Origin of the sequence: Aquaticitalea lipolytica (genome assembly GCF_014641635.1) — a bacterium.
Lineage (GTDB): Bacteria > Bacteroidota > Bacteroidia > Flavobacteriales > Flavobacteriaceae > Aquaticitalea > Aquaticitalea lipolytica.
Genome location: NZ_BMIC01000001.1, coordinates 207,132 through 222,938 on the forward strand (window position 1 = coordinate 207,132; position 15,807 = coordinate 222,938).

The 15,807-nt window shown below is 31.6% G+C and carries 16 protein-coding genes; 12 read left to right on the top strand and 4 right to left on the bottom strand.

The features are described 5' to 3' along the window. Nucleotides 1-73 precede the first annotated feature (73 nt). The 8 genes from IEW41_RS00905 to IEW41_RS00940 all read left to right on the top strand — a co-directional run bounded on the left by IEW41_RS00905 (nucleotide 74) and on the right by IEW41_RS00940 (nucleotide 7,849). On the top strand, nucleotides 74-2,830 hold the full coding sequence (locus IEW41_RS00905) for a T9SS type B sorting domain-containing protein (protein ID WP_188604456.1): 2,757 nt from the start codon (nucleotides 74-76) through the stop codon (nucleotides 2,828-2,830). 67 nt (nucleotides 2,831-2,897) lie between these two features. Next, on the top strand, nucleotides 2,898-4,502 hold the full coding sequence (locus tag IEW41_RS00910) for a class I SAM-dependent methyltransferase (RefSeq protein WP_188604457.1): 1,605 nt from the start codon (nucleotides 2,898-2,900) through the stop codon (nucleotides 4,500-4,502). 17 nt (nucleotides 4,503-4,519) lie between these two features. Continuing rightward, complete coding sequence (locus IEW41_RS00915) at nucleotides 4,520-4,897, top strand: DoxX family protein (RefSeq protein WP_188604458.1); 378 nt, start codon at nucleotides 4,520-4,522, stop codon at nucleotides 4,895-4,897. A 41-nt stretch (nucleotides 4,898-4,938) separates the two neighbouring features. Further along, a complete protein-coding gene (locus IEW41_RS00920) occupies nucleotides 4,939-5,412 on the top strand; it encodes a hypothetical protein (RefSeq protein ID WP_188604459.1) in 474 nt (157 codons plus the stop codon). A 77-nt stretch (nucleotides 5,413-5,489) separates the two neighbouring features. Continuing rightward, nucleotides 5,490-6,047, top strand: coding sequence for a hypothetical protein (locus IEW41_RS00925; RefSeq protein WP_188604460.1), 558 nt, complete (start codon nucleotides 5,490-5,492; stop codon nucleotides 6,045-6,047). Between the two features lie 65 nt (nucleotides 6,048-6,112). Beyond that, complete coding sequence (locus IEW41_RS00930) at nucleotides 6,113-6,928, top strand: alpha/beta hydrolase (RefSeq protein WP_188604461.1); 816 nt, start codon at nucleotides 6,113-6,115, stop codon at nucleotides 6,926-6,928. 40 nt (nucleotides 6,929-6,968) lie between these two features. Continuing rightward, nucleotides 6,969-7,382 (top strand): hypothetical protein, encoded by a 414-nt coding sequence (locus IEW41_RS00935; RefSeq protein WP_188604462.1) that lies wholly within the window; start codon nucleotides 6,969-6,971, stop codon nucleotides 7,380-7,382. 5 nt (nucleotides 7,383-7,387) lie between these two features. Then, entirely contained in the window at nucleotides 7,388-7,849 is a 462-nt protein-coding gene (locus IEW41_RS00940; protein ID WP_188604463.1) for a GNAT family N-acetyltransferase, read from the top strand. Between the two features lie 102 nt (nucleotides 7,850-7,951). Here IEW41_RS00940 and IEW41_RS00945 read toward each other — a convergent pair whose 3' ends face one another. Both IEW41_RS00945 and holA read right to left on the bottom strand, forming a co-directional pair. Beyond that, entirely contained in the window at nucleotides 7,952-8,317 is a 366-nt protein-coding gene (locus IEW41_RS00945; RefSeq protein ID WP_188604464.1) for a cupin domain-containing protein, read from the bottom strand. Nucleotides 8,318-8,320: 3 nt separating this feature from the next. Next, nucleotides 8,321-9,325 (bottom strand): DNA polymerase III subunit delta, encoded by a 1,005-nt coding sequence (holA, locus tag IEW41_RS00950; RefSeq protein ID WP_188604465.1) that lies wholly within the window; start codon nucleotides 9,323-9,325, stop codon nucleotides 8,321-8,323. Nucleotides 9,326-9,351: 26 nt separating this feature from the next. On the opposite strand from holA, the gene IEW41_RS00955 reads away from it, so the two are divergent. From IEW41_RS00955 to IEW41_RS00965, 3 genes are all read left to right on the top strand, one after another. Further along, on the top strand, nucleotides 9,352-9,795 hold the full coding sequence (locus IEW41_RS00955) for a type I restriction enzyme HsdR N-terminal domain-containing protein (protein ID WP_188604466.1): 444 nt from the start codon (nucleotides 9,352-9,354) through the stop codon (nucleotides 9,793-9,795). Next, nucleotides 9,795-10,781, top strand: a complete 987-nt coding sequence (locus IEW41_RS00960; protein WP_188604467.1) for a glycosyltransferase family 2 protein — start codon at nucleotides 9,795-9,797, stop codon at nucleotides 10,779-10,781. Before IEW41_RS00955 ends, IEW41_RS00960 begins: the two co-directional genes overlap by 1 nt. Nucleotides 10,782-10,875: 94 nt before the next feature. Continuing rightward, nucleotides 10,876-11,736 carry an OmpA/MotB family protein gene (locus IEW41_RS00965; RefSeq protein ID WP_188604468.1) on the top strand — a complete coding sequence of 287 codons (861 nt, stop codon included), beginning with the start codon at nucleotides 10,876-10,878 and terminating at the stop codon, nucleotides 11,734-11,736. Between the two features lie 202 nt (nucleotides 11,737-11,938). Here the strand turns inward: IEW41_RS00965 and IEW41_RS00970 are convergent, their stop codons facing one another. Then, the gene (locus IEW41_RS00970; RefSeq protein ID WP_188604469.1) at nucleotides 11,939-12,559 is read right to left on the bottom strand and encodes an L-threonylcarbamoyladenylate synthase; all 621 of its coding nucleotides are present in this window, start codon (nucleotides 12,557-12,559) and stop codon (nucleotides 11,939-11,941) included. Between the two features lie 46 nt (nucleotides 12,560-12,605). On the opposite strand from IEW41_RS00970, the gene IEW41_RS00975 reads away from it, so the two are divergent. Continuing rightward, on the top strand, nucleotides 12,606-13,457 hold the full coding sequence (locus tag IEW41_RS00975; RefSeq protein ID WP_188604470.1) for an alpha/beta hydrolase: 852 nt from the start codon (nucleotides 12,606-12,608) through the stop codon (nucleotides 13,455-13,457). Here the strand turns inward: IEW41_RS00975 and IEW41_RS00980 are convergent. Then, entirely contained in the window at nucleotides 13,454-15,769 is a 2,316-nt protein-coding gene (locus IEW41_RS00980) for an ATP-dependent helicase (protein ID WP_188604471.1), read from the bottom strand. The two genes, IEW41_RS00975 and IEW41_RS00980, sit on opposite strands and share 4 nt — an antisense overlap. Between the last annotated feature and the right edge of the window lie 38 nt (nucleotides 15,770-15,807).

The window sequence follows — 15,807 nt, forward strand, 5'->3', positions numbered from 1 at the left end:
TTTAGCTTAATTGCTTTTAAACTAATAGTTTATATTTACTTTTTTATCTTTTTGTGATAACATAATGCGTTTTTTGAAACATAACTTATTCAACATATTAGTATTATTTGTTTTGTCACTTTTAGTGTCAACTAAAGCATTTTCTCAAAGAGAATCTGCCAATTGGTACTTTGGTAATCTTGCAGGAGTTACTTTTAACTCTGGTAATCCAGTTCCATTAAATGATGGTCAATTAGTCACAAAAGAAGGCTGCGCTACAATATCAGATACTAATGGAAATCTTTTGTTTTATACTGATGGAACAACGGTTTGGGACAGACAGCATAACATAATGCCAAATGGAATAAACTTATTAGGACACAGTTCAAGCACAATGTCTGCCTTAATAATACCAAAGCCTGGTAACTCACAGTCATACTTTATTTTTACAATTGATAAGCCTAGTTATTTTTTAACTGAAGATCAACCAATAGATGGAGTTAATTATTCCGAAGTTAATATGTCTTTAAACAACGGGTTTGGTGATGTAGTTGTTACTAATAAAAACAAGCATCTAATAACTTATGATGCTAGTGATCCCGTACAAAACGAGTATAAATCTTCAGAAAAAATAACGGCAGTTACACATAGCGATGGTAGTACTATATGGGTAATTACTCAGTTTATTAATAAATTTTATGCTTTTAGAGTTGATTTTGATGGTGTTAATGAAACTCCTATTATATCAACTGTACAACAAACTGTATTACCTAGATTTGATGAAGAAGGCTCTAACATTACAGCCATTGGCTATTTAAAAGTTTCACCAGATGGTAAAAAAATTGCTATAGCGCATAGCTCTATTTCATTGGGAAGTCCAGCAAGTGGAACAAAAAAATCTGGAAAAGTATTGCTTTACGATTTTAATAATTCGACTGGAATTGTATCTAATGAAAGAACAATTATAAATGACACCTACCCTTATGGTGTTGAGTTTTCGACAAACTCTAAAGTATTGTATTTAACTGCTAGTACTTTTGATACTAGTGATGTCTTTATAAATAGTAATTTGTTTCAATACAATTTAGAAAGCTCAGATATTGTTGGATCACGACAATCAATAAGCAATTCCGATAATGTTGCTGGTGCGCTTCAATTAGCTATAGATGGTAAAATATACAGAGCTGGCTATAAGGTTTTTAGCACAGGATTTAATCTTTCGGTAATTAGTAACCCCAATAATCTTGGTAATTCTTCAAACTATTCTCATAATTCTGTTCCGTTAGGAGATGGCTACGCACAATTAGGATTACCTCCTTTTGTACAATCTATATTCAAATTTACTTTTGATTATGAAAATACATGCTTAGGTGATGCTACTCATTTTTATATAACATCTGAAGACCCTTACGATACTGTGTTATGGGATTTTGGCGATGCACAAACATCAACACTAGAAGAACCTTATCATACATACACACAATCTGGTACTTTCACTGTAAAATTATGGTTTACTATTAATGGTATTACTCAAGATCCTTTAATTAAACAAATTAAAATATCTGAACCTCCAGCTGTATTACCAAATACATATGATTTAATTCAGTGCGATTCTTTTGATAGCAATCCTAACGATGGTATTACCACTTATAATTTAGCTTTAGCTAATGGACCATTAACCTATAATACTACTAATCCAATACAAGTGTTTTACTATCATAGTATTGCTAATGCAAATAGCGATACTACAAATGCAAACGCTCTTAATACAATATATACTAGTCAATATCAAGACGAGTTACTTTACGCAAAAGTTTTTACAGCAAATACCGATTGTTATAGTATGGCATCTATAAGACTTAAAACCTCACAATCTGTTGATTTAGATGTTTTTGAATTTGAAGCCTGCGACTCTCAAAATAATGGTATTGCTACATTTAATTTAGATAATAAAAGAAGTGAAATTATTAACGCATTAAATTTGCCAGCAAATGTGTCAATTACGTTTTATACATCACCAAATAATGCAGCTATAGGTACTAATCCACTTCAAGATTTATATACCTCTACATCTAGAACACTTTATGTAAGAGCAGAAAGCAATAATGTTTGCTATGGCAATGGGCTTTTAAATTTAATAGTAAAACCTTTTCCTTCTCTTCAAGATCAAACGGTTATAGTGTGTCAGGCAGATTTTCCTGTGTATATTAATACAGGACTTAGTAATGCTGATGTAAACAACTACAATTACCTTTGGAGTACAAACCAAACATCGAACGAAATATATGTTACTCAACCAGGAGTTTACAACGTAACAATATCAGACCCAATATTAAATTGTGAAGATTCGATTACCATTACTGTTATACAAAATGAAATTGCCGAAATTGCATCCATTGAAGTTAATGATTATGATGCTACAATTCATATAAATAACTTGGTTGCAGATTTTGTATTTGCACTAGACGACATTAATGGTGTTTATCAGCCAAGCAATATATTTTACGGATTAACACCTGGACTTCATACTGTATTTGTTAGAGATATTTATAATTGCAACACTATTTCACAACAGTTTTATGTAATAGGTTTTCCAAAATATTTTACTCCTAATGACGACGGCAATAATGATGTTTGGAATATTAAAGGGCTAGACCCAACCCAATTTCAAAACGTAGTGATACATGTTTATAATCGCTATGGTAAACTTTTAAAAGTATTTAATCCAAATCAATCTTCAGGTTGGAATGGTAAATTTAATGGTGAGTTATTAACTCCTGACGACTATTGGTTTTATTTAAAACTTCCTGACGGAAAAGAATACAGAGGTCATTTTTCATTAAAAATTTAATTCATCTTCATTACTGTAGCATGCTCAACATATTTGATTTTCGCTATATTTATAACAAAATCAATCAATGCTAACAAAACAAGATAAAGAAAACCTTAGAGGCACAATTTTTAGACACCTTGATGGTGTAGCAACTTCAACAACAGCATTTGGGTTACATAATAAAGGTGTACTGCAATATCTTTTAGACCATCAAAAAGTTAATTTACAAGAACTTACATCATATTTTAAAGCAAACGAAGGCTATTTAAACATTGCATTACGTGTGCTTTGCGCTCAAGGATGGTTAACTCAGCATATTGATAATAAAAATGATGTAATTGCATATGAGACTAACGAAAATAGCAAAACAGCATTTGAGTTTGTGCATTTATATGAAGATGTAGTAAAGCTATTAAACTATTCTGTAAAATTTCCAGAGGAACGAATTGGCCCAGATGCCTTTAGTGCTTTAGAAAAAATATTCAAAAAATTTGAAGCTAATTTTGGACTTTCTGAAGTAAAAAAAGATTCAATTGAATACCAAATACTAAAACATATCGAAGGTGCTATTATTGCTCCTATTATAGTTTTATTAGGTGTAAATGGCTTCTTTCATAAATACTTTATGGAAGCATCTTTTAGAGCGCATGAATATCATAAAGATCCTGAAAGCTTTAAAAAAATATTGGATTTCCTTTCTTATTTAGGATGGTTTACAAAAAAGAAAGACACTTATCAGTTTACTGAAGAAGGTTTATTCTTCGCAAAGCGAGCAAGTGCTTATGGTGTAACTGTGTCTTATTTACCAACATTTGTAAAGCTAGATGAGCTCATTTTTGGTAACCCATTAGTACTAAAATCAGATTCTCCAGAAGACACCGAAAAGCATGTAGATAGAGAAATGAATGTTTGGGGAAGTGGTGGAGCACACTCAACCTATTTTAAAGTTATTGACAACATAATTATAAAACTCTTTAACAAACCAATAGACGAGCAACCAAAAGGCATATTAGATATGGGTTGTGGTAATGGTGCATTTATACAACATATTTTTGATGTTATAGAATACCAAACCCTTCGTGGTAAAATGCTTGACGAATATCCTCTACTTCTAGTAGGAGCAGATTTTAATCAGGCTGCATTAAAAGTAACTCGAGCCAATTTAATTAAAGCCGATATTTGGGCAAAAGTAATTTGGGGCGATATTGGAAGACCAGATTTACTGGCTCAAGATTTAAAAGACGATTATAATATAGACCTTAAAGATTTACTTAATGTACGTACGTTTTTAGATCATAATCGTATTTGGGAAGCACCAAAGCACAATTCCAATAATATAAGCAACTCAACAGGAGCTTACGCCTATCAAGGTAGACGCATAAGTAATAATTTGGTTGAAGATTCCCTTTTAGAGCATTTACAAAAATGGAAACCTTATGTAGAGCGTTTTGGATTACTAATTATAGAACTACACACTATAAACCCAAGGTTAACAGCGCAAAATTTAGGCAAAACTGCAGCAACAGCTTACGATGCTACACATGGATTTTCAGACCAATATATTTTAGAAGTCGATGTATTTAATACCGTAGCAAAAAGAGCAGGATTGCATCCAGACCCAAACTATTTTACTACTTTTCCTAATGATGAATTAGCAACTGTTAGTATTAATTTATTAAAAGGAGATTAACTATAAACACAAATACTATGAACAAAAATTTTAATGATTTAGCTTTATTACTACTCAGAGTAGGTTTTGGAGGTCTAATGCTTACACATGGCATACCAAAATTAAGTATGCTTTCAAATCCATCAGAATTTGGTGACCCAATTGGAGTTGGCCCAACCATTTCATTAATATTAGCCCTTATAGGCGAAGTTGTTGCTCCAGCACTAATTATTATAGGTTTTAAAACCAAATTAGCAGCTATTCCAGCAGCAATAACTATGTTTGTTGCCGCATTTGTTGTGCATATTAATGACCCAATAGGAACCAAAGAAAAAGCACTTATGTATCTATGTGCTTTTGTTGTAATAGGTTTAGCAGGAGCTGGAAAGTTTTCTGTTGATGGTATGAAGAAGTAGTGTAATCAATTAAAAAGGTTTCCGTTTTCACGGAAAAAATTATGAAAGCAGTTTCGGTAGTAAACATAAAAAAAGAATTACAGCATCATACGCAAGAAGAGCTTATAGAGTTGTGCTTACGTTTATCTAAATTTAAAAAAGAAAACAAAGAGCTACTCACCTATTTGCTTTTTGAAGCACATGATGAAAGTGGTTATATAGAAACTGTAAAACGTGAGATTGACTCTCAATTTGAAACCATTAATACAAACAGTTATTTTTATATAAAAAAAAGCGTGCGTAAAATTTTAAGACTTATTAAAAAGTACGCACGCTACTCTTTAAAAAAGGAAACCGAAGTAGAACTCCTACTCTATTTTTGCCAAAAGCTTAAAGACTTTTCTCCAAGCATAAAACATAATGTAACTCTAACCAATATTTACGAACGACAAATAGTAGTCGTAAAAAAAATTGTAAACACATTACATGACGATTTGCAATACGATTATAACTTGGTATTAGAAGAATTGCAATAAACCATCCTTATACTTCTGTTTTAGATTATTATATTTATGTTTATATAACATATAAATAGTTGGCAACAAGCTAAAAAATGAAACACCCATCGAACATATTACTTCTAATTTTAACTTTGATTTCGTGTAAAAATCTATCGGAATTAAAAACGGAAATTGCTCAAATTGAGAGAATCGAACTGATTGCAATAACGAAAACTGACTCTATATCTGAATTGTGGAATGTTTTAGTTTTTGAGAAAGGTGGTTGTTTAGGTGGAGAGCAGTACATAAATGAAACGAAATTTAAAAGAGAAGAAAAACCACTCGTTTTCAGCGAAATGGAATGGAAAAAAATTTCGGAGTACGACAAAGGAAAACTGACTGAATTTCTAATTACCAAACTTTCTGACACAACGGAAACGAAAATCCATACTTGCCCATTTTTTGGAGCAACAAATGGAGAAATGGCAGTTTATTCACTTCAGCACATTCACAAAAAGAATTGGTTTGACTTTTCGGAATTTAAAGAATATAAAGACAAGGAATATAAAAGCGCAACTGAACAACCGCAAATATGGTTACAGAATATATTGAAAAACGAAACCGACAGAAAAAAATTAGGGGAATTGTTTAAAAATGAACTAAAAGAATAAAATCAAGTTGCCAACAATGCTTATAGTTTATAGTTAACTTAGTTTCTTACATAAATAATACTTAAATGAAAAAAATAATCTTCTATCTATGTATTGTAGCATTTACCATTAGCTGCAAAAACAATGCTGTAGCATATAACGACCCAATTCCAAAACACGACAGCTTAACAATTGCTTCGAAATTTGTAAATGAAAACCGAATAATCAATATTTGGACACCTCCAAATTATAATAAACAAGCAACTGATAGTTTTCCTGTATTATATATGCCAGATGGCGGAATTAAAGAAGACTTTCCACACATAGCTAATACACTAGCTAAACTTATTGAAGAGAAAAAAATACCACCTTTTATATTAGTTGGAATAGAAAATACAGATAGAAGAAGAGATTTAACTGGCGCTTCTGAGTCTGAAGATGATAAAAAATATTGTCCTATAACTGATGGTGCTAAAGATTTTAGAGCTTTTATTACTGATGAGTTAATTCCTGAAATAAATAAAAAATACAGAACCAATAGCAAAAAAGGAATTATTGGAGAATCTCTAGCAGGACTCTTTGTAATGGAAACGTTTTTTATCAAACCAGAAACATTCGATTTTTATATAGCTATAGATCCTTCGCTTTGGTGGAATAATAATTATTTAGCTAAAAATGCAGAGTTATTACTAGCCAAATTCCCTGAAAAAGATATAAAACTTTGGTTTGCAGGTTCAGATGCTGAAGATATTTATCGATTTACCAGAAGCATTGAAAAAACTTTTCAAAATAGCACACCTAAAGGATTAATTTGGAAATACTCTGACGAACCTAATGAAAAACACAACACAATTTTTAGAGCTACTAAAGAAAAAGCACTGATTTGGACATTAAATAAATAAAATAATAACTAATTTTAAGTCTAACTAAAAACACAAACTAATGAATCCAATAGTAAAAAATATTTTAGCAGTAATTGCTGGTTTAATAATTGGTAGTGTAGTAAACATGGGATTAATCATGATAAGTGGTTCGGTTATTCCTCCTCCTGAAGGTGGCGATGTTACCACAATGGAAGGCCTAAAAGAAACCATGCACTTGTTTGAACCAAAGCATTTTATTTTTCCGTTTTTAGCTCATGCTTTAGGAACTCTTGTTGGTGCTTTTGTAGCTGCAACTATTGCTGCAAATAACAAAATGAAATTTGCCATTGCAATTGGTTGCTTCTTTCTAATTGGTGGTATTATAAATGTAGTAATGCTTCCTTCTCCAACATGGTTTGCAATACTCGATATTGTTGGTGCTTACATTCCTATGGCTATGATTGGAGGAAAGTTGGCTATAAGAAAAAAGTAAACTGAATGATATCGCTTTTAAGAACCAATTCTCAACATCAAGATTTTGTTGCTCTTGTAAAACACCTCGATAAAGATTTAGCTATAAGAGATGGTGAAGAACATGCTTTTTATGATCAGTTCAACAAAATAACACACATTAAACATGTGGTTGTTGCTTATAATAATGGTGTTGCTATATCATGTGGAGCCATAAAAGAGTTTGAAACTGATGCTATGGAAGTAAAACGTATGTATACTTTTCCAGAGCATAGAGGAAAAGGATTGGCTTCAAAAATTTTAAATGAGCTTGAAATTTGGGCAAAAGAACTCGGTTATAAAAGATGTGTGTTAGAAACAGGTAAAAAACAACCTGAAGCTATTGCACTTTATACTAAAAATGGATATCAAATTATTGAAAATTACGGACAGTATATTGGTATTGAAAACAGTGTTTGCTTCGAAAAACTATTAAAGTCTGCTAATTAGTTATGAATTTGATTTTTGTTGTATTATAAACATCAGTTCGAGTAATTTTCGTCAGAAAATATTATCGAGAACTTGATAACAACTTAAATTACAATAGAAAATTTATTTTTTCTCTACAATTAAAAAAACACCTGTACTGTCGCCAACATTTAAAACTTCGTGTTCACTAATTTCTGCTTTGTTAAAGCTAGAGTTTGTTTTAACATCTACTGTTCGAGTACCTGTATTATCAGTGATTTCAAATTTACTTCCAGCTAATGTATAACCAAAATGTGGATTATGATAATGCTTTTCATGACCAACACCTGGAGGAAATGTACATTTAAGCACACGCATATCTTCATCTTCAAATAAAACCTCACAAACCGATTCGCCTTTCCAGCCTGCTTGTAATGGATCTGGAAGTGTTTGTGCTTGCTTACAAGAAAACACCAATACAAATACTATTAAAATTTGAAAAACTCTCATTTATTAGTTCATTATTTTAACTATCAGTTCTTTCAATAAATCACCTTGAGGTACTGCATTAGCACCTACACCTTTACTTTTTACATCAAAATCTCTAAGTGTAGCAACCACACTACTCACCTTTTTCATCGGAAAATTACGTGCAGCTTCAATATACTCATTAACAAAATAAGGATTGATTTTTAAAGCCGAAGCTACACTTCGTGGTGATTTATCATTTAATCCATGAAAATGAAGTAATTGCGAAAAGAAATTAAATAGCAACGAAACCGTTACAACCATTGGATTATCTTTTGGGTTTTCGGCAAAATAGTTTACAATTTGATGTGCTTTCAACACGTTACGTTCACCAATAGCTTTGCGCAACTCAAAATTGTTATAATCTTTACTAATACCAATATTCTCCTCAATATGTTCTGGACTAATTTGTGTGCCTTTTGGTAAAATAATTTGAAGCTTTTCTAACTCATTATTTATCTTACTCAAATCGGTTCCTAAAAACTCAACCAACATTTGCGCAGCTTTTGGCGCAATAGTGTATTCTTGCCCACTTAACACTCTACGTATCCAATCGGCAACTTGGTTTTCATAAAGCTTTTTGCTTTCGTAAACTACTCCAGTTTTTTTTAGTTCTTTATATAATGATTTTCGCTTATCAATGGTTTTGTATTTGTAATTCATCACCAAAATTGTAGAAGGCTGTGGTTGTTTTGCATAATCAACCAGCTTTTCAATGCTGCGTGATAAATCTTGAGCTTCTTTTACTATAACCACTTGGTATTCTGCCATCATAGGATAGCGTTTGGCATTGCTAACAATATCATCAACACTTACATCACGTCCATAAAGTACCATTTGATTAAAACCACGTTCATCTTCAGTAAGAACATTATCTTCAATAAAATCTGAAATTTTATCAATATAATAGGCTTCTTCACCCATTAAAAAATAAATAGGTTTTAAATTCTTGTTTTTTATGTCAGTTACTAATTGTTTGACTTCGTCCATTGAAAAAAAATCACCAAATTTGTGTAGTGCAAAAGTTAAATTTCCCTACATATTCGTTTCGATTCAAAAATAGCGAAAATAAAATTTCTATTTTCGATGAGATTCGTAAAAAATTTGTGATTCTGCAACCCGAAGAATGGGTTCGTCAGCATTGTGTACACTATTTAATGACTGAAAAGAAGTATCCAAAATCGTTAATTAATGTTGAAAAGGAATTAATTATAAACGATTTAAAAAAACGATATGATATTGTTGTGTTTAATCCTGATGGTAGCATTCATCTTATTGTTGAATGTAAATCGGCAAAAATTAATATTAACCAAGATACTTTTGACCAAATTGCGAGATACAATCTATCTGTAAATGCAACATTTTTAATGGTTACCAACGGAATTAATCATTATTATTGCCAGATGGATTTTGAAAACGAAGCCTATTCATTTTTAAAAGATATCCCAAACTATAATTAATGAAAATAGCAATAGTCATTCTTAACTGGAACGGAAAAAACTTATTAGAACAGTTTTTACCATCAGTTATTGCTAATTGTCAAAACGCAACAGTTTATGTGGCTGACAATGCATCAACAGACAATTCGATTGATTTTGTTAAACAAGCATTTCCTTCTGTAAAAATTATCCAAAACATAGAAAATGGTGGATATGCAAAAGGATATAATGATGCTTTAAAACATGTAGATGCTGATGCTTTTTGTCTATTAAATAGTGATGTTGAAGTAACGCCAAACTGGTTGACTCCTATTATTAAAACTTTTGAAGAAAATAAAAGCACAGCTATTATTCAACCTAAATTATTAGATTATAAGCGTAAAGATTATTTTGAATATGCTGGAGCTGCAGGTGGATTTATAGATAAATATGGCTATCCTTATTGTAGAGGTCGAATTTTTGATACTATTGAAAAAGATAATAACCAGTATAAAGATTCAGATATTTTTTGGGCTTCTGGAGCTTGCTTTTTTATTAGAAAATCAGTTTTTGAAACCTTAAATGGATTTGATGAATCGTTTTTTGCTCATATGGAAGAAATCGATTTATGTTGGAGAGCTCATAATTTAGGATTTAATATAAAATATGTTGAAGCATCAACAGTTTTTCATGTTGGAGGAGCTACTTTAAATGCTATAAACCCTAAAAAAACATATCTAAATTTTAGAAACAGCCTATTTACACTAACAAAAAATGCTGGAGGCAACTTGTTTTTTATAGTATTTACGCGATTAATATTAGATGGCTTGGCTGCAATTAAATTTCTATTTGAACTAAAGTTCTCACATATTCTGGCTATACTAAAGGCTCACTTCAGTTTTTACAGACATCTTTCCACATTATTAAGGCAAAGAAAATTACTTTCGCAGAGTAAAAACTACTATCAAAAACCATCAATTGTATGGTTATATTTTATACAGAAAAGAAAATATTTCGATTGTTTATAAAAAGTGTTAAAATTTTTGTTAATACATAAACAAACGATAGTTTTTTGTATAATTTTGAACTGTTAAATTTTAAAACTATTTAATCATAAACTATATGAAAAAACTAATGTTATTAAGCGTGTTTTCGCTGTTTATTTTAAGTTCATGCGTATCAAAAAAACAATATGCAGAATTAGAAGCTAAGCAAAAAGAAACACAAGATTTATTAAATACTGCAACAGTTAAACTTAACAGTTGTTTATCAGACAAAGCTGCGGCTGACGCTAGAGTTACTGGATTACAGGAGCAATTGGCTGATATGCGTAAAACTAACCAGGATTTAATTGACACTAAAGGCAATTTAACTACGCTAACTCAAAAAGGCGCAGAAAACCTAGAAAAATCTCTTGAGAGTTTAAAAGAGAAAGACCTTAAAATTACACGCTTACAAGATGCATTAACTAAAAAAGACAGCGTTACTTTAGCTATTGTTACTAGCTTAAAGCGTGAAGTAGGTATTAACGACCCAGACATTCAAATTAATGTTGAAAAAGGAGTTGTGTTTATTTCTATTGCTGACAAGTTATTATTCCAAAGTGGTAGTTATAATGTAACTGCAAGAGCTAGAGAAGTTTTAGCAAAAGTTGCTAAAGTTGTAAATAGTAAACCTGACTTTGAGTGTATGGTAGAAGGACATACTGATAGCGTACCTTACAAAAGTGGTGTGTTGTTAGACAACTGGGATTTAAGTGTTAAACGTTCAACATCTATCGTAAGGGTATTAGAAGATTTAGGTGTTAATCCAAAGCAATTAATTGCTGCAGGACGTGCTGATTATGTGCCTTTAGTATCTAATGATACTGCCGAAAACAGAGCAACAAACAGACGTACTCGTATTGTAGTTTTACCTAAAATTGACCAGTTCTATGAAATGGTTGAAAAAGAAATGAAAAACTTATCTGCAAAAGGAAACTAATTTTTAGTAGATAATAAGTATAGAAAGCTCAATCGAAAGGTTGGGCTTTTTTTTTATGGCGTTACTTTTCGAAAAACTCAAAGTCAGGCTTTCGCTACTCGCTCTCAAAAGAGGAGCTCAAACAAATGCTCAATCCTTAACGCAATATAATATAACTAATAGCTAATGGCTAATGGCTAATGGCTAATGGCTAATGGCTAAACTAAAAAATCTCTAAACTTCCCTTGCCTTCTCTAATTATAAGAGGCTCATCTTCAGATAAATCAATAATTGTAGATGCCAAATTATCACCATATCCACCATCAATAACTAAGTCGACTAGATTATCCCATTTTTCTAAAATTAACTCTGGGTCAGTAGTGTACTCAATAACTTCGTCCTCATCATGAATAGACGTGGAAATAATCGGATTACCCAATTGTCTTACAATCTCTAAAGCGATATTATTATTAGGCACACGTATACCAACTGTTTTTTTCTTCTTAAATGGATGTGGTAATGTTTTTGCTCCTGGTAAAATAAAAGTATAAGGTCCAGGAAGTGCTCGCTTTAAAATTTTGAAAGTTGATGTATCTATTTGTTTTACATAGTCACTTAGGTTACTTAAGTCATGACAAACAAAAGAAAAGTTAGACTTTTCTAGCTTTACACCTTTTATTTGAGCAATACGTTCTAAAGCTCTTATATTGGTAATATCGCAGCCTAAACCATAAACAGTATCGGTTGGATAGATAATTAAGCCTCCTCTTTTTAATACATCAACAACCTTTTTAATCTCTTTAGGATTAGGGTTTTCTTCGTATATTCTTATGAATTCTGCCATAATTAGTATCTTGTAATACGTTTACAAAGTAATTAATAATTTTATTATGAGACCTATAAAATTAGCTTTCGTTTTATGTTGTATTGCAATTGGAGTTATATCATGTAGTACAGATAGTTCTAATAATACAGGTTCATTAGCTTATACGCAACATATTAATGTGTCATATGGGAATGATTCTGATCAAAAATTTGACATTTACCTTCCTGCAAATAGAACAATTGAAACAAAAGTTTTAATCTTAATTCATGGTGGTGGATGGTCTTCAGGAGATAAAAGTGATATGAATGGTTTTAGAGATATTATCCGTCAAGATTTAGCTAATGTTGCAATAGTAAATATGAATTATAGATTAGCAGACGCTAATAACAATCCGTATCCTATGCAAATTAATGACATAACTACTGTAATAAATCACTTAAAAAGCAATCAAGATGAGTACGTTATTTCGGATGATTTTGGGTTTATTGGTGTTAGTGCAGGTGCACATTTATCTTTACTTTGGAGTTATGGATTTGACACTACTAATAATATAAAAATGGTTTGTAGTATTGTTGGTCCAACTAATTTTACCGATCCTGCATATTTAAATAATACAAATCCAGAATTACAAGATATTTTAGATTTATATGGTGTAAATCCGACTACAACTTTTTTAGAAGAAGTGAGCCCTTATCATAGAGCTACAACTTCATCTCCACCAACAATTTTGTTTTATGGTGGTCAAGACCCATTAATACCAACTACTCAAGGCACTGATATGAGAGATAAACTTCAAAGTCTTGGTGTAACACATCAATTTACGTTATATCCAGATGCAGGACATGGTTGGATTGGTTTAGAGTTAATTGACACTTGGAATAAGTTGAAATTATTTACTCAAGCACATCTTAATTAACCTAAAACATCCAATTTAGCAAAACGTAGTAATAGCTTTTTAACGCCTCCATGTTCAAAATTTATTTCGGCTTTTGTGTCTGTACCAACTCCTTCAATTTTTAATACTTCGCCTTTTCCAAAACGTGAGTGCTCTACAATGTTTCCAACTGTTAATTTACCATCAAATAAATTTACGTCAGGATTACCTATAGACTTACCAATTGGTTTAAGTTTTGCTGGCGGAATAAATTTGGGTGGTTTTACTTCAGATTTTCTTTTTATTGGTTTTTTAAATCGAATCTGACTTGGTTCAATATCTCCAAAAATATCTGCGCTTAACATTGGATTTTGTCGTCTGTCATTAACTGGAGTTAATATGTCTAGGTATTCATCATCTATTTCTTCAATAAATCTGCTTGGTTCTGCATCTATTAATTTTCCCCAACGATAACGAGATAATGCATACGTTAAATACGCTTGTTTCTCTGCTCTTGTTAATGCTACGTAAAACAAACGTCGTTCTTCTTCTAGCTCACTTCGCGTATTCATACTCATAGCACTTGGGAACAAATCTTCTTCTAAACCAACAATAAATACATGGTTAAACTCTAGCCCTTTTGCAAGATGTATTGTCATTAAAGCGACATGATTTGGGTCGCCTTTATCGCCATCTAAATCTGTAGCTAGCGCAACGTCTTCTAAAAATTCGGCAAGAGAATCTCCAGCATCTGCTAATTCAATTTGACCTTCAACAAAATCTTTAATACCATTTAAAAGTTCTTGAACATTTTCTAATCGTGCAACTCCTTCTGGTGTTCCATCTTTATTAAACTCATTAATTAAACCACTACTTTTAACAACATGTTCAGCCAATTCAAATGCATTTGCAGTTTGATTCATTATCTGATAACTTTCAATAAGCACAACAAAATCTTTTAGTTTATTTTTTGTTCCACTATTAATGTTTATTTCAAGGTTGTCGATATTTTTAAGTACTTCAAAAATGGTTTTACCGTAACCATTAGCAGCAACCACTAACCTATCAATTGTTGTTTGCCCAATTCCACGACCAGGATAATTTATTACGCGTTTTAGTGCTTCTTCATCTGCAGGATTTAATACTAAGCGTAAGTAAGCCGTAACATCTTTAATTTCTTTACGTTGGTAGAAAGATAATCCTCCATAAACTCTATACGGAATATCGCGTTTTCGCAACGCATCTTCAATTGCCCTAGATTGTGCATTTGTACGATACAAAACCGCAAAATCACTATTAATCAATTGATTATTCATTTTGTTGTCCCAAATGGTACTTGCAACATAACGTCCTTCATCGCCATCAGTTAATGAGCGATGAACTTTTACTTTTTCACCAATATCATTTGCTGTCCAAACAATTTTATCAAGCTTTGTTTTATTATGTTCAATTACCGAATTAGCAGCACCTACTATGTTTTTTGTTGAACGATAGTTTTGCTCTAAACGAAATAACTTGACATCATCATAATCCTTCTGAAAGTTTAAAATGTTATTAATATTTGCACCTCGAAAGGCATAAATACTTTGTGCATCATCACCAACTACACAAATATTTTGAAAACGATCTGCCAAAGCTCTAACAATTAAGTATTGCGAATGGTTAGTATCTTGATACTCATCTACTAATATATAACGAAACTTATCTTGGTATTGTGCTAAAACATTAGGGAAACGGGTTAATAACTCGTTGGTTCTTAACAATAAATCATCAAAATCCATTGCGCCAGCTTTAAAACATCTATCCACATATTCTTGATAAATTTCACCAGTTTTTGGACGCCTTGCCATAGCATCGGCTTCCATTAATTCTGGATTTCTGAAATATGCTTTTACTGTAATTAAACTGTTCTTGTACGATGATATTCTACTATAAATTTGTTTGGTTTTATATATCTCTTTATCTAAACCCATTTCTTTTATAATAGATCCTAAAAGTTTTTGAGAATCTTGTGTGTCATAAATAGTAAAATTACTTGGAAAGCCTAGATGATGTCCTTCAAAACGTAATATTTTAGCAAACACAGAGTGAAAAGTTCCCATCCAAAGATTTTTTGCTTCACCATCACCAACTATTTTGGCAATTCTGCCTTTCATTTCTTTTGCAGCCTTATTAGTAAAGGTTAATGATAAAATATTAAATGGATCAACACCTTGACTCATTAAATAGGCAATACGATACGTTAACACACGAGTTTTACCAGAACCTGCTCCTGCAATCACAATCATAGGACCATCTTTTTGTAAAGTTGGCGCTAATTGCGCATCATTCAACTGACTTAAATACTTCTCCAAAACAATAGTAAATTTAAAGGTGTGAATTTAACTAAAGC

Bases quoted from the DNA above. Each gene is read 5' to 3' on its own strand.
- IEW41_RS00930 (WP_188604461.1), top strand. From the start codon at position 6,113: ATGAAAAAAATAATCTTCTATCTATGTATTGTAGCATTTACCATTAGC.
- IEW41_RS00940 (WP_188604463.1), top strand. From the start codon at position 7,388: ATGATATCGCTTTTAAGAACCAATTCTCAACATCAAGATTTTGTTGCT.
- IEW41_RS00945 (WP_188604464.1), bottom strand. From the start codon at position 8,317: ATGAGAGTTTTTCAAATTTTAATAGTATTTGTATTGGTGTTTTCTTGT.
- IEW41_RS00920 (WP_188604459.1), top strand. From the start codon at position 4,939: ATGAAAGCAGTTTCGGTAGTAAACATAAAAAAAGAATTACAGCATCAT.
- IEW41_RS00965 (WP_188604468.1), top strand. From the start codon at position 10,876: ATGAAAAAACTAATGTTATTAAGCGTGTTTTCGCTGTTTATTTTAAGT.
- IEW41_RS00915 (WP_188604458.1), top strand. From the start codon at position 4,520: ATGAACAAAAATTTTAATGATTTAGCTTTATTACTACTCAGAGTAGGT.
- IEW41_RS00960 (WP_188604467.1), top strand. From the start codon at position 9,795: ATGAAAATAGCAATAGTCATTCTTAACTGGAACGGAAAAAACTTATTA.
- IEW41_RS00975 (WP_188604470.1), top strand. From the start codon at position 12,606: ATGAGACCTATAAAATTAGCTTTCGTTTTATGTTGTATTGCAATTGGA.
- IEW41_RS00935 (WP_188604462.1), top strand. From the start codon at position 6,969: ATGAATCCAATAGTAAAAAATATTTTAGCAGTAATTGCTGGTTTAATA.
- IEW41_RS00925 (WP_188604460.1), top strand. From the start codon at position 5,490: ATGAAACACCCATCGAACATATTACTTCTAATTTTAACTTTGATTTCG.
- holA (WP_188604465.1), bottom strand. From the start codon at position 9,325: ATGGACGAAGTCAAACAATTAGTAACTGACATAAAAAACAAGAATTTA.
- IEW41_RS00910 (WP_188604457.1), top strand. From the start codon at position 2,898: ATGCTAACAAAACAAGATAAAGAAAACCTTAGAGGCACAATTTTTAGA.
- IEW41_RS00970 (WP_188604469.1), bottom strand. From the start codon at position 12,559: ATGGCAGAATTCATAAGAATATACGAAGAAAACCCTAATCCTAAAGAG.